Source organism: Caballeronia sp. Lep1P3, from assembly GCF_022879595.1.
In the GTDB taxonomy this organism is placed as follows: Bacteria; Pseudomonadota; Gammaproteobacteria; order Burkholderiales; family Burkholderiaceae; genus Caballeronia.
In genome coordinates this window covers 135307-149892 of sequence record NZ_CP084268.1, presented here as the reverse complement: position 1 = coordinate 149892, position 14586 = coordinate 135307, and the positions used below count along the sequence as shown (strand labels likewise).

Sequence of the window (14586 nt, the reverse complement as noted above, 5' to 3'; positions counted from 1 at the left end):
ACGCATGCTCGCGCTGCGCAGCGGCAGTTCTCGACGCGTCAGTCGGGCATGTCGCCCCGATTATCGTCGCGCCGGCGACGGCCGGCGAAGGACGCATGCGCGTGCGATCGCATCGATTGGCGCAAGCACGCGGCAGACCAGCGGCCCAGCTTTACGAGTGAGTTCGTGAGCGTGATCGAAATCAGTAAAGCGATCGGCATGGAAACCGTTGCGGAGAGCGTCACGGTGAAAAGCCTATTACGCCCGCTCTGAAAATTCATGACTTGGCGAATGTTCAAGCGCCTAACTTCTCTAAAAAAAGTCTCTAAAGAATTGAATACGCCGCCTGGCGATTCCTCAGCCGCCTAGCGCGATTTCCGCGTTTTTACGCCCTCCGGCAAGCATTTTCTTTAGCAACGTCGGTTGTTCGCCAAAGGTACAATCGTTCGCTTACTCAGCCAGCGAAGCGCGCGCCTCGATTCCCGATGACATCTCCCAGAATGACCGATTCGCTGCTCCCGTTTCTAAGTGGCGGCGGCGAATGTTCGGCAATAATTGCCACGCGCGACTGGTCCAGAACGCCGCTCGGTCCCATTGCCGAATGGCCGCTCATTCTGAAAAACACGCTGTCGATCATCATGTCGTCGCCGGTTCCCATCGTCACGCTATGGGGCGAAGCAGGCGTCATGCTGTACAACGACGCCTATTCGGGCTTTGCAGCAGGCCGGCATCCGGACTTGCTCGGCTCGAACGTGCGCGAAGGATGGCCCGAAGTGGCCGACTTTAACGACAACGTGATGAACGTCGGTCTGCGCGGCGCAACGCTGCGCTATGAAGATCAGGAACTCACGCTCTATCGCAACGGCGCGCCCGAGCAAGTGTGGATGAATCTCGACTATTCGCCGATCTTCGACGAGTCGGGGCATCCGGTCGCGGTCATGTCCATCGTCGTCGAAACCACGGCGAAGGTGCGCGCCAAGCGCGCCTTGCAGGACGACCGCGAACGCTTGCGGCGCATGTTCGAGCAGGCGCCGGGCTTCATTGCGATGGTCACGGGCGCGCGCCACACGTTCGAGCTGGCGAACCCCGCTTACATGAAGCTCGTCGGCCAGCGCGATCTCATCGGCAGGACGGTGAAAGACGCGTTGCCCGAAGTCGACGGCCAGGGCTTCTTCGAACTGCTCGATGCGGCATACCGGCTCGGCTCCCCGACTGCGCGTCTCGCGGAGCCGGTCACGCTCAACCGGCACCCCGGCTCGATGGCCGAGACACGTTATCTCGACTTCAGCTATCAGCCGGTGCGCGACGCGGCGGGCGACATTCTCGGCGTCTTCGTGCAGGGCAACGACGTGACCGCGCACATCGAAGCGCAGCGCGCCGTGCGCGAAAGCGAGGAGCGGTTTCGCACGCTCGCGCAGGCGCTGCCGTGTCAGGTGTGGTCGGCGGAAGCATCGGGGCGCGTGGACTGGATCAACGAGCGAAGCTATCAATACACCGGCATGCCGGAGGGCAGCCTGCGCGACGAAGGCTGGGCGAAGGTCACGCACCCGGAAGACGGGTCCGATGCGCGGGATCTGTGGAACGAGGCCGTGCGCTTCGAGCACGCGTTCGAACACGAAGCACGTCTGCGCGATGCGAACGGCTCGTACCGCTGGCATCTGTGCCGCGCGCTTCCCGTGCGCAATGCGGAAGGCGGCATCACGCGCTGGATCGGCGTGAACATGGACATTCACGACCAGAAGACGGCGGCCCGCTTTCTTCAAAGCGTCAATCAGGATCTGGAGCAGAAGGTCGCGGAAAGCGCCGCGGATCGCGAACGCATGTGGCGTCTCTCGACGGACCTCATGCTCGTCGCCGATCTGGAAGCGTCGATCGTCTCGGTCAATCCCGCGTGGACGGACCTGCTCGGATGGACGGCGGTCGAGTTGATCGGGCAGTCGTTCATCAATCTCCTGCATCTCGACGACGTCGCGCCGACGCTCGCGGAAATCCAGCGTCTCGCGGACGGCAGCCGCACGCTCAAGTTCATCAACCGCTTCCGGCGACGCGAGGGCGGATATTGCACGCTCTCATGGACGGCGGTGCCGGACAACGACTTCATTCATGCGGTGGGGCGCGACATCAGCGCCGATGTCGCGTCGGCCGAAGCGCTGCGGCAGACGGAACTTGCGTTGCAGCAATCGCAGCGCATGGAAACCATCGGCAAGCTCACGGGCGGCGTCGCGCACGACTTCAACAATCTGCTGCAGGTCATCTCCGGCAATCTGCAATTGCTGTCGAAAGACGTGCAGGGCAACGAGCGCGCCGAACGCCGCCTGCAACAGGCACTGGGCGGCGTTCATCGCGGCAGCCGGCTCGCGAGCCAGTTGCTTGCTTTCGGACGCCGGCAGGCGCTCGAACCGAAAGCGGTGCGTCTCGCGCGGCTCGTCTCCGAAATGGACGACATGCTGCGGCGCAGTCTCGGCGACGCGATCGAACTCGAAACGGTCATCAGCGGCGGGCTATGGAATACGTTCGTCGATCCGGCGCAGCTCGAGAACGCGATCCTCAATCTCGCGATCAATGCGCGCGACGCGATGGACGGAAGCGGCAAGCTGACGATCGAAGTCGGCAACGCCTTTCTCGACGACAGCTACACGAACCTGCATCCCGAAGCGGCGTCGGGGCAATACGTGATGCTCGCGGTGACGGATACCGGAAGCGGCATGACGCCCGAAGTCATGAGCCGCGCCTATGAACCGTTCTTCTCCACGAAGCCGGAAGGCAAGGGTTCGGGGCTGGGCTTGTCGATGGTGTATGGCTTCGTCAAGCAATCCGGCGGACACATCAAGCTCTATAGCGAGCAGGGCCACGGCACGACGGTGAAGCTCTATCTGCCGCGCACGCTCGAATCCGAGGACCAGCGCGTGCACACGGACATCGGCCCGGCCGAAGGTGGAACCGAAGTCGTGCTCGTGGCCGAAGACGACGAGCAAGTGCGCGCGACCGTCATCGAGATGCTCAACGACCTCGGCTATCGCGTGCTGCGCGCAAGCGATGCCATGAGCGCGCTCGCCATCGTCGAAAGCGGCGTGCATATCGACCTGCTTTTCACGGACGTCGTGATGCCCGGTCCCATGAAAAGCACCGAGCTCGCGAGGAAGGCGCGCGAGCGTATTCCAGGCATCGCCGTGCTGTTCACGTCCGGCTACACGGAGAATTCGATCGTGCACGGCGGGCGGCTCGACGCCGGCGTGGAACGGCTGAGCAAGCCGTACTCGCGCGAGGCGCTTGCCCGCAAGATTCGTCGCGTGCTGCTTAACCGGCTTGCCGGCGCCGAATTGACGGACATTCCCATTCAGGCGATGGCGCCCGCATCGGCGAGTGGCGCGCTGCCTTCCGATCCGGCCATCGCGCCGCCGACCGACGAACGCGCGCAGGGCCTGCGCATCGCGTATGTGGAAGACGACGATCTCATTCGCGCGGTGACGGCGGAACTGCTGGAAGCGCTCGGCCATGTCGTGCACGAAGCGACGACGTCGACCGACGCCCTCGCCGTGCTGAACCAACACGATGTCGATGTGCTCTTGACCGACATCGGCTTGCCCGACATGCCCGGCAGCGAACTCGCCGTGCTTGCGCGGCAGCGCAGGCCGGGCTTGCCGGTGATCTTCGCGACCGGTCAGAACGATGCGCCCGCCATCGAGGGCTGCATGCTGCTGCGCAAGCCCTACGACGTGACCTCGCTCGATACGATTCTTCGCCGCGTTTTCGAAGCGACGAGGGAACGGCGCGAGATCAGTGATTGATCTCTTCGAGGCGCAAGCCGTTCGTCTTCGGACCGAACACGCCGATCGACACCGCGACGACCACCATCGTCGCCGTGATGCCGGTGAACACGCCTGTCACGCCGAAGTCGCGAAGCAGGAACGCGATCAGAAAGCCGGACATCATCGCGCCGATGCGGCTCGCCGAATACACGATGCCGTTGGCGCGGCAACGCACCGCCGTCGGAAAGAGTTCGGCCTGATACGCGTGGTAGCACACCGAAATCAATTGCCCCGCGAAGCTGATAAGCACGCCCAGCACGATGAGCGGCACCACCGACTTCATCTGCGCGAAGAGAAGGCCGCACACGATCACCGCGATCGCGCCGCCGACGATCAGGAATTTGCGCTGAATCCTGTCGGCGAAGAACATCGCGATCATCGGTCCGACGGGCAATGCGAACGCGATCACGAATGAATAGAGCAGGCTCTTCGTCACCGTGATGCCCTGGCCGATGAGAAGCGTCGGCACCCAGTTCGCGAAGCCGTAGTAGCCAATGGCCTGACAGAAATTGAAGACGATCAGCAGGACGAGCCGCGAACGGTACGGCGCCTGAAGCAGTTCGCCGAACGAGGCACGCCGATGCGCGGGCTGCCCGATCACCGGCAACGGCGGCGGCAGGCGTCCACCGCACTGACGCTCGACGATGCCTTCGATCTTCTGCACGATCGCGTCGGCCTTCTTCACGTCGCCGTGCATCGCGAGCCAGCGCGGAGACTCGGGAACCGCGCGCCGGATGAACCAGACCACGACCGCGCCGACCGACCCCGCGAGCACGACCACGCGCCAGCCGTCCAGCCCGAACGCCGTGGTCGGCACGAGCCAGTACGAAAGGATCGCGGCAACGGGCGCCGCCGCGAACATCACCATCTGGTTGAACGCCATCGCGCGGCCGCGCATGTGCTGCGGCACGAGTTCCGTGACGTAGCTGTCGATGGTGATGATCTCCACGCCCACGCCGATGCCCGTGATGAAGCGCCACAGGATCACGCCCTCGGGCGTCGTCTGGAAGGCCATGATCGCCGAGCCGACCGAATACCACAGCAGCGAAACGGTGAAAACCGCGCGCCGGCCGTAACGGTCGGGCATCCAGCCGAGGCCGAACGTGCCGGCGAACAGGCCCGCGAATGTCGCGGCGATGAAGCCCGCTATGCCGGTGAAGCCGAAGAAGGCGTGCGTGGTCGTCTGGAGCAGGCCGCTTTTTGCCATGCCCGGCGCGATATAGCCCGTGAAGATGAGATCGTAGATTTCGAAGAAGCCGCCAAGCGAGATCAGGCCGACGAGCACCCACAGATGACGGGCGACGGGCAGGCGATCCATGCGCGCGGAAATCTCGGCGCCGGGCGTAGTGCCGACATGAACATGCGGCGGGGCGAGCGGATGCGAGTCCGCGGTGACGGTGGGTTGCATCGTTGTCTCCTGATGACATCGGCTCGCACGACGGCACGCTTATGTCCGGTGCCTGTCGCGCATTCATGCTTCGGTCCTGCGTCGATCCCTATGCGCTCACGCGGCTCCTGAGGCGCGACAGCACTTCCTGCGTATGCTCGCCGACGCGCGCGAGCGCCTGACGCACGCCGGGGCGGCGTCCGCCCATCGTGATCGGCAAGAGGACGACATCGGTCATGCTGCCGTCTTCGGTCTGCATCGGCGCGAGTCCGCCGCTCGCCTTCAGATGCGGATCGTCGAGCAGTTGCTCCGGGCGCACGATGGGCGCGTAGGGAATGCCGGCCGCTTCGAGCTTCGGCGCGAGCTCGTCGGCGCGATGATCCTTCAGGATTTCGCCGAGCCGTTGCAGCAGTTCCGGCCGCACGGCCACGCGCAGCGCGTTGTTTGCGAACCTCGGTTCCGCCGCGAGATCGGGGCGTTTCAGCACATCGCACAGCGTGATGAACTGCTTGTCGCTCACCGCGCCGATGAAGAGCTGCTCGCCGCCGGCCAGCGTGAAGACGTCGTAGACGCTCCACGCCGACACGCGCGCGGGCATCGGCGGCGGCGCTTCGCGGGTCATCGCGTATTGCTGCATGTGCTGCGCCGAGAGGAACACGCAGTTCTCGAAAAGCGCGCTTTGCACTTCCTGTCCACGGCCGGTCGCGTCGCGCTCGCGCAAGGCCGCAAGCACGCCGATCGCGCCGAACATGCCGCCCATGATGTCGTTCACCGACGTCCCGGCGCGCAGCGGCCGTCCAACGGGCCCCGTCATATACGAAAGCCCGCCCATCATCTGCACGACTTCATCGAGCGCGAGACGCTTTTCATACGGTCCCGGCAGGAAGCCCTTGTGCGACACATAGATGAGGCGCGGATAGCGCTTCGCGAGCGTTTCATAGTCGAGGCCGAGCTTCGTCATCAGGCCGGGGCGGAAGTTTTCGAGCATCACGTCGCAGGTGCCGATCAGTTCGACGGCGGCTTCCCGGCCTTCGGGCGTGTTGATGTCGAGCACGACGCTCTTCTTGTTGCGATTGAACGAGCGGAAAAAGCCGATGCCGAGGCCCGGCAGCTTGCGCGTCTTGTCGCCGCCGGGCGGCTCGATCTTGATGACCTCGGCGCCGAGATCGGCGAGGATCATGCCGCACGTCGGTCCCATGACCATGTGCGTGAACTCGATGACGCGGATGCCGTCGAGCGGAAGTCGGGTGTCGTTGGTCATGGTCATCTCAGGCGTCGAGGGCAGCGGATGCGGTGAAGGTTTTGGGCAGTCCGGCGCGCCACAACGCGCCGTGGAGCGTTTCGCCTTCCAGCCACCGCGCGACCTTCGCGCGCAGTCTCAGCAAGGCAGGAATGTCGATGCCCGTTTCGATGCCCATATCGGCGAGCATGAACGCCAGGTCTTCGCTCGACGCATTGCCGCTCGCGCCGGGCGCATGCGGACAGCCGCCGATGCCCGCGAGCGTGGCGTCGAAGCGCGCGAGCCCAGTGTCGAGCGCGGCATAGACGTTGGCGAGCGCGAGACCGCGCGTGTCGTGAAAGTGGCCGCACGAGAAGCGCTCGCCCGCGATCTTGCGCGCTTTCTCGAAGAGCGCGCGCACGGCGGCGGGACCGGCGTAGCCGACCGTATCGGCGATGCTCACGCGGTCCGCGCCCGCATCGAGGAGCGCCTGCATGTAGCGCAGCACGTCTTCCTGCGCGACGTTGCCCTGAATCGTGCAGCCGAACGCCGTGCCGATGCCGCCTTCGATCAGCGTCTTCGAGCCGGTGGCATCGCGTGCGGCGCGCATGCGGGCGACTTCCGCGACGACTTCCTCCGGTTCCTTGCGCAAGTTCGCGAGGCTATGTTCGCGGCTCGCGGAAAGCGGCACGAGCATCAGGTCGGCTTTCGTTTCGATGGCGCGCTCGGCGCCCTTCGAGTTCGGCACCAGCACGGAGACGAAGAGGCCGGGCAGCGTTTTCGCATGCGCGACGAGTTCGGCGGTATCCGCGAGTTGCGGAAGAAGACGCGCCGGCACGAAGGAGCCGACTTCGATCTCGCGCTGTCCGGCGGCGTAGGCGTCATCGATCCATTCGATCTTGCGTTCGGTAGGAAGAATGCTTCTGATGCTTTGCAGGCCGTCGCGCAAGCCGACTTCGCGGATCACGACATCCGAGGGGAATGAGGGCATGGTGCTGTCTCCGTGTATCGATGCCGGTCTTGCAGTGCGCCGGCGTTTGACATCACATTAGAGATTCCGCAGTATTCGTAAAGCGATGTTTCGGAAGCGCCAACGTTCCGAACGGGAAGGGCACGAAGGGCACGAAGGGCACGAAGAGCACGGAGACGAAAGTGCGGGAACTCGACCTGAAGACGCTGCGGCTATTCGTAGCCGTCTGCGATCAACGCAATATCGCGCGGGCGGCGGAAGACGCGCACATCGAGCCATCGGCGATCAGCAAGCGCATCGCTCAACTGGAAGCCGACCTTGGCGTGCCGATTCTTTCGCGCTCGCGGCGCGGCGTGGAACCCACGCAAGCGGGCCTCGCGCTGCTCGAACACGCGAGGAGCGTGCTCTTCACGATGGATCGCATCGCCCACGACATTTCATCGTTCGGCGTCGGCCTGAAGGGAAGGGTGAGCGTGTGCGCGTCCGCGTCGGCGATTGCGGAGAAACTGCTCGACGATATCGCCGCCTTCATGCGCGAGCCGGCCAACAAGAACATCATGGTCGACATCGAGGAACGCCTCTCGCAGGATCTCGTGCGCCAGTTGCGCGAAGGCGCTGCCGCTGTCGGCGTGTGCTGGGACAACGTCGAACTGCAAGGGCTGGAGCATCGCGCTTACCGCCACGATCGCCTTGCGCTGGCGGTTCATCCCGCCCATCCGCTCGCCGCGCTTTCCACCGTGCAATTCCATCAGACGCTCGACTACGACCATGTCGGCCTGCCACCCGCCACGGCGGTCCAGACCATGCTGCAACGCGCGGCGGCGCAGGCGGGCCGCACCATCGCGTTTCGCGTGATCGTCTCCAGCTTCGATGCCGCGTTCCGCGTCGTGGCGGCGGGCCTCGGAATCAGCGTCGTGCCGGTGGAAGTATCGACGGCGTATAGCCCGCAGCTAGGCGTTCGCATCATTCCACTGACGGACGTGTGGGCGGAGCGGCGTTTTATCGTGTGCTACAAGCGCTTCGACATGCTCCAGCCCGCCGCGCAGCGCATGGTCGAGCATCTGACCGCGCGCGCGAGCGCGGAAAAACCGGCGTAGCGGCTGCGTTCGTCAGCGATTGAGTTCGTCGTGCAGCGCGGCGTATTCCTGCGCGAGCTTGTGACGCGGCTCGAAATAGATCATCGGCTGCGCGCGTTGATGGCTTTCCCGAATCTTCACCGACGAAGACAGATGCGCGTCCAGCACGGGCAGGTCTTCGGCGCGCAGTTCGTCGACGAGTTGCCTCGGCAGACTCGCGCGCGGCTGAAACTGATTGATGATGATGCCTTCGACGTTCAGATCGGGATTGTGGTCGTGGCGGATTTCCTGCACGTTTTCCAGCACGGAATAGAGTGCACGGCGCGAGAAGTCGTCGCAGTCGAACGGCACGAGACAGCGCTCCACCGCAATCAGCGCCGAGCGCGTGAAGAAGTTGAGCGCGGGCGGCGTGTCGATATACACGGCGTCGTAATCCGTGAGGCTCCTGAGCGCGTCGCGCAGCTTGTAGATTTTGTAGCGCGATTCGAGCTTGGCTTGCAGCGTTTCCAGCGACGGATGCGACGGCACGATGTCGAGATTCTCGAACGGCGTCGCGTGAATGAACGAATCGAACGCGGGTTCGCGAAAGCTGTAACTCAGTGCCGATTCGAAGAAGCTCGCGAGATTCGGCTGCGCGTCGGGCGCGCTTGCGCCGAGCAGATACTGGCTCGCGTTGCCTTGCGGATCGAGATCGATGACGAGCGTGCGCAAACCGCGCGATGCGCTGATCGCAGCGAGATTGCAGACGATGGTGGACTTGCCCACGCCACCCTTTTGATTGAAGACGACACGTCGCATCGGCTGGCTTTCCTCGGGAAATGAACGGGCGTTCGAACGAAGTCTGGTGCAACGCCGCACGTCACACTCATGCCGATATTAGCGCATGCGCCTGCATCGAAGCGGGCGGTCGATCAATTGGTGCTTCAGCGGAAGAGCCGGCGGAGTACACTGAATTCGCGGTGTCTTTGCCGCAAAAGGAGGTCGCGATGAGATTCGCCGATATGTTCAGGCGCGCAAGGCGAGGCGTCACGTTCGGTCACGCTGCCGACGCAGAGCCTCACCACGAAGACCACTCGAAGTCCCCACAGAAGCAGGCCAAAAGGCTGTGGGACGCGGTCGGCCGCAGCCGCCATAAAAACGCGAAGTGGCAATAAGGAAGGGCGAGCCGGCGCCGCGTTTTGCGGAATTCGCATGATCCGCATGCGCGACGCCGGCCCTATGCAGCCGATCCAAGCCAATTGAAGCCGATCAAAGCCGATAAACGCGCTCGGCATTGTCATGAAACAGTGCGCGTCGTTCATCGTCCGAGAAACCTTGGGTGATCGTCTTGAACGCGTTGAACACATCGTCATAGCTGCTGAATAGCTTGTCGACCGGAAAGTTGCTCGCGAACATGCACCGCTTCACTCCGAAGGCTTCGATCGCATGCAGCACGAAAGGACGGATGCTGTCGACCGTCCACTTCCAGTCGCCCATGCCGAGGCCCGATATCTTGCAGAACACGTTCGGCGCGCTCGCCAGCAGCGTCATGCTCTTCTTCCATGCGTCGATTTCTTCGGGCGACCGGTCCACCGGCATGCCCGTGTGATTGAGCACGACAGGCGTGTCGGGAAAATCACGCGCAAGCGCGGTCGCTTCTTCCATTTGCGTGTAGTAGAGCTGCAAGTCGAATGACAGACCGTAGCGTTCGAGGAGCGCATAACCGGCACGCCATTGCGCATCGCTCATGAGATGCGGACTGTCGATGAACGTCTTGACCGGGTCGCGGTGGAAGTTCAGGCACTGACGAATGCCGCGCACGTTCGGAAACTCGAGATGTGCCTCGAGAACCTGCTGCACACCCGGCGACGACAGGTCCGCGAAACCGACGATTCCATGCGGATAGCCGTGCTCGTTCGCGACGCCTTGCAGCCAGCGCGTTTCGGCGACGGGATCGTTGTGGTCGTACTCGACCTGGAGATGCACGGTCTTCACGACATTCTGATTCTTGATGTCGGCGAGAAAGTCGTCGATCAGATAGTCCTTGCGAATCGCCGAATAGTCGCCGAACACGCGGTCCAGCATCGGGCCTTGCAGCCACGGATAGTTTCCTGTCTTCAGGTCGTACAGATGGTGATGAGGGTCGATGATGGGAAAGTTGTCCATGATGTCTCCGTTTTCTTTGATTGCCCGGCTCCGGAGCCGCCAGTCATGCACGGCGGCTCGCGACGGCACGACGTTCAATAGCTGCCGGCCGAAGGCGGATAGACGCGCTTCACGGTCTGCTGCGCGTCGGCTTTGTCGATCGTGTCCTTGGTGACCAGCGGCTCCTTCAGCGCGAGTTCCTGCGTCGTCGGCTGATGGTTGAGCGCATTGTGCACCTGCGTCGTCGCATCGATGCCCTGGCCGACCGCTTCCTGCAGGAAGATGCCCTGAATCGCGCCATCGCGAAGCAGACGGATCGTCGTCGGGCTGCCATCGGCGGTGACAATGGCGACCTTGCCCGTCAGTCCGCGCGTCTGCAGCGCCTTGGCCGCGCCCGTTGCCGCTTCGTCATACATGCCGTAGATAGCCTTGACATCGGGATGAGCCGTGAGGATGTCGTTGGCCTGAGAGACCGCTTCGTTCACCGTCAGGCCGTGCGTTTCGAGAACCTGCACGAGATCGCACCCATCGGCGGCGAACGATTCTTTCGCGCCCTTCATGTACTTCTGGGCGTTCTCGCGGTCTTGCGGCAGCGACAGCATCGCGATCTTGTTGCCGCCGCGTTCCTTGGCGAGCTTGCACACGTAGGAGCCTTCGGCCTTGCCCGTCTCGTAGTTGTTCGCCGTCACCGCCGACGTATAGTCTTTCTGTCCCGCGCCGGGGCCGATGCCGGTAAATGCAATCGGCACGCCCTTGTCCTTCAGCAGGCGAAGCACGGGCGGCGTGCTCGTCGAACTGACCGGTCCCATCACCACGGCCGTCACGCCGCGCGTCAGCGCCGTGCGAACGTTGTCCATCTGTTTGGCCGGCGAGTTCTCCGACGTGAATTCGACATAGTTCATGCCGAGTTCTTTCGCTCGCTGTTTGACGCCATACGCCACCCACTGCCAGTAAGAGATGTCGAGCGACGGCGCAATATAGGCGACCGTCTGCTTGTCCTCCGCGAACGCCGGATGAGAAGTCACGGCGGCAAGCGCGAGCGCAGCCGCTGCCGTCCAGTTTGCGACACGCCATTTCGAGGCGCGAGTGGTATCGAAAGCGCAGGTAGTCATCTTTGTCTCCTTTGGATGCTGTTCGACGCGGCTCTAGCGCCGCGCTTTGGTGATGCGGTCGACGAGTACCGCAATGAGAATGACGACACCTGTCACGGTGCCTTGCCAGAAACTGTTCACGCCGATGAGGTTCGCGCCGTTCTGAATGATCGTGATCATCAGGGAGCCGAGGAGTGCGCCGATGGCGGAACCCGTGCCGCCAAAAAGACTCGCGCCACCGATCACGACCGCTGCGATCGCCTGGAGCATGAGGCTCGAACCGGCCGTCGCTTCCGCATTGCTGATGTACGAGATGCTCACGATGCCCGCGAACGACGCGAGCAGCCCCGACAACACGTAGGCGCTCAGGCGCACGCGGTTGACGGGAATGCCGATGACGCGCGCCGACGAACTGCTGCTTCCGATCGCATACAACCAGCGGCCTGCCACCACCTTGCGCAGACAGAACTCGATTGCCACCAGCAACAGCGCGCACCACAGGACGTAGTTGATGACGCCCGGAACCAGCGAGCCGGAGTTGAGGAGCCAGTAGTCCGGGTCGGAAATCGGAAGCGAGTGGCCGTCGGTCACGATGAAGGAAAGGCTGCCCGCAATGGCATAGGTGCTCAACGTCACGACGAACGGCGCAAGCCCGACGAAGGTGACGAGCGCGCCGTTGATCGTGCCGATGACGAGACCGACTGCAAGCCCGGCGAGACTGCTTGCGACCGCGCCGAAGCCATGCGCCATCGCGAGACCCGTGACCATGCCCGTCAACGAAAACACCGAGCCAACGGACAAGTCGATGCCGCCGGTGATGATCACGAGCAGCACGCCGAAGGCCATGATGACGAGCGGCGCGGCCGCCTGTGACACGTTCGCGATGTTCCCCGCCGACAGTGCCGCCGGCACGATCATGCCGACGCCGAGTTCGATGATGACGATCGCGATCGCAATCGCGATCTCGGTCCGGTAGGTGGACAGCAGGCGCCTCACGCTACCGCTCGACTGACTGCTTTCGCCCTCGATCGGGCGGGTGACTGTCTTCATGATCGTCTCCTGTTTGAATGCTGTTGGCGCGGCCTATGCCGTATTCAGGCGGCCATTCCGGTTGCGTTGGCGAGGTTGGTCTCGTCGACTTCGGCGTGGCGCAGCACGCCTGTCGGCCGGCCCGACAGGTCGAAGGCGAGCACGGTGTCGCAAAGCTCGACCAGCTCCACGTATTCGGTCGACCACCAGACGACGGCCGTTCCTTGCGCCGCGAGCTTGCGGATGAGCGCGTAGATTTCGCGCTTCGTGCGAATGTCGACGCCGCGCGTCGGCTCTTCGAGGATGAGCAGCTTGGGCTTGAGCGCGAGCCAGCGCGCGACGAGAATCTTTTGTTGCGTGCCGCCGCTCAGCGTCGATGGCAGATCCCAGAGCGATCCCGCGCGAATCCTGAGTGCGTTGAGCAGGCTTGTGCCGTGTTCCAGTTCTTCACTGCGCGCGACGCTGCGACGCTCGACGATGCGGCGCGCCGCCATGAGGTTGTCGATGATCGGCAGCGTGGCGAGAATGCCCTTGTTCGCGCGGTCGCCGGAGATATAGCCGACGCCCGCGCGCGCCGCCGCCGACGGGCTCGCGTACCGGATCGCCGCGCCGTTGCGCGTGATACTCCACGCGGTGCGCCTCGCGATTCCCGTGAGTGCCTCGATCAGCGCGACAGGGCCGGTCGGCGCTCCGGCGAGGCCGATGATCGAGCCGGGCGCGACTTCGACTTCGATGCCGTCGTGCCGGAGCGTGATCGCTTGCGCACGAACGTGGCTTGCATCGGGCGATCGCTCGCTCTCCGCGCTCGCGTGAATAGCTTCTTCCGCCTCGCTCTCGACGCGCTCATCCGGCACGGCGCTCTGTCCCATGAAGTCGACGATCTGGCGGTCCGTGATATCGCCGAGCCGCACGCGGTCGACGGCTGTCTTGCCGTCGCGGATGATGGTGCACACGTCCGCGATCTGGCGGATTTCACGCATCCGGTGAGACACGAACAGCACGGCGAGCCCGGTATCCGCTATCAGCTTGCGCAGCACCGCGAAGAGACGCGCGGTTTCGGCTGCGGTGAGGTTGGCAGTCGGTTCGTCGAGCAGCAGGAGCTTCGCGCCGGAACCGAGCGAACGGGCGATCTCCACGAGTTGTCGTTCGTGCAGCGTCAGATCGCCCACGAGACGTCCCACCGACTCTCGCGCGAAATGCGGGTCGATGAGCGACAGTGCATCGATCGCCAACGCCTTCGATGCGCGTTCGCTGTAGGTGCGCATCCCGCGATGCAGGCGCGGCATCGCGATGTTTTCCGCGACCGACAGATGCGGCAGTAGCGCGAGTTCCTGATTGACGACCGCGATCATGCCCGAATCGACGGGCGATGCCGACGCAGCGCCCATGTCCTGTCCGTCGAACTGGAGCGTGCCGCTGTCCCGCTCGTGCTGGCCGGAGATGATCTTGATGAACGTGGACTTCCCCGCGCCGTTGCCGCCGAGGAACGCATGCACTTCGCCCGGCGCGATGGAAAGATCGAATCCCTTCAATACGCTCGTCGGGCCGAAGCTCTTGACGATCGAACGTGCATGCAGCAAATACGGCTCTTGAGCCATCGCGATTCTCCATCGATACGAAAGCTCGACGCATGTCACGAGGACCGCGCCGGCGTTTGCGGGCAGCTTGGTTGATACGCGGATTGACGTGCCGTGCTGTGCCGTGTGCAATGCGCGGCGGGCGAGCGGCTAGACGTCGTTAGACGTCGTTAGACGCCGTTGAGCGCCGGGCCGGGCGAATCGGCAAGAGAGGGCTGACAAGGCATTTCGTGTCTCCTGCGCGATGACTGAATCGCGCAATATTTGTATGAGGGCAGGGCGCTTCGTCTTTGAGCGCCTGCATGCAACGGGGTCGGTTATTCGT

The 14586-nt window shown here is 63.6% G+C and carries 10 protein-coding genes; 2 read left to right on the top strand and 8 right to left on the bottom strand.

Annotation, left to right across the window (positions count from 1 at the left end):
- The first annotated feature begins 464 nt into the window (after positions 1-464).
- A complete protein-coding gene (locus tag LDZ27_RS24960; protein WP_244818367.1) occupies positions 465-3767 on the top strand; it encodes a PAS domain S-box protein in 3303 nt (1100 codons plus the stop codon).
- Here the strand turns inward: LDZ27_RS24960 and LDZ27_RS24955 are convergent.
- The 3 genes from LDZ27_RS24955 to LDZ27_RS24945 all read right to left on the bottom strand — a co-directional run bounded on the left by LDZ27_RS24955 (position 3757) and on the right by LDZ27_RS24945 (position 7385).
- Positions 3757-5196 carry an MFS transporter gene (locus tag LDZ27_RS24955; protein ID WP_244818366.1) on the bottom strand — a complete coding sequence of 480 codons (1440 nt, stop codon included), beginning with the start codon at positions 5194-5196 and terminating at the stop codon, positions 3757-3759. The two genes, LDZ27_RS24960 and LDZ27_RS24955, sit on opposite strands and share 11 nt — an antisense overlap.
- Before the next feature lie 88 nt (positions 5197-5284).
- The gene (locus tag LDZ27_RS24950) at positions 5285-6436 is read right to left on the bottom strand and encodes a CaiB/BaiF CoA-transferase family protein (RefSeq protein WP_244818365.1); all 1152 of its coding nucleotides are present in this window, start codon (positions 6434-6436) and stop codon (positions 5285-5287) included.
- A gap of 7 nt (positions 6437-6443) precedes the next feature.
- Entirely contained in the window at positions 6444-7385 is a 942-nt protein-coding gene (locus LDZ27_RS24945; RefSeq protein WP_244818364.1) for a hydroxymethylglutaryl-CoA lyase, read from the bottom strand.
- 161 nt (positions 7386-7546) lie between these two features.
- On the opposite strand from LDZ27_RS24945, the gene LDZ27_RS24940 reads away from it, so the two are divergent.
- A complete protein-coding gene (locus tag LDZ27_RS24940) occupies positions 7547-8461 on the top strand; it encodes a LysR substrate-binding domain-containing protein (protein ID WP_244818363.1) in 915 nt (304 codons plus the stop codon).
- Positions 8462-8473: 12 nt separating this feature from the next.
- On the opposite strand, the gene LDZ27_RS24935 is transcribed toward LDZ27_RS24940, so the two are convergent.
- The 5 genes from LDZ27_RS24935 to LDZ27_RS24915 all read right to left on the bottom strand — a co-directional run bounded on the left by LDZ27_RS24935 (position 8474) and on the right by LDZ27_RS24915 (position 14282).
- Complete coding sequence (locus LDZ27_RS24935; RefSeq protein ID WP_244818362.1) at positions 8474-9238, bottom strand: ParA family protein; 765 nt, start codon at positions 9236-9238, stop codon at positions 8474-8476.
- Positions 9239-9688: 450 nt separating this feature from the next.
- Positions 9689-10585 carry an amidohydrolase gene (locus LDZ27_RS24930; protein WP_244818361.1) on the bottom strand — a complete coding sequence of 299 codons (897 nt, stop codon included), beginning with the start codon at positions 10583-10585 and terminating at the stop codon, positions 9689-9691.
- A gap of 74 nt (positions 10586-10659) precedes the next feature.
- Positions 10660-11676 (bottom strand): substrate-binding domain-containing protein, encoded by a 1017-nt coding sequence (locus LDZ27_RS24925; protein WP_244818360.1) that lies wholly within the window; start codon positions 11674-11676, stop codon positions 10660-10662.
- A gap of 33 nt (positions 11677-11709) precedes the next feature.
- Complete coding sequence (locus LDZ27_RS24920; protein WP_244818359.1) at positions 11710-12705, bottom strand: ABC transporter permease; 996 nt, start codon at positions 12703-12705, stop codon at positions 11710-11712.
- Between the two features lie 44 nt (positions 12706-12749).
- Positions 12750-14282 carry a sugar ABC transporter ATP-binding protein gene (locus LDZ27_RS24915; RefSeq protein WP_244818358.1) on the bottom strand — a complete coding sequence of 511 codons (1533 nt, stop codon included), beginning with the start codon at positions 14280-14282 and terminating at the stop codon, positions 12750-12752.
- Positions 14283-14586: the final 304 nt, after the last annotated feature.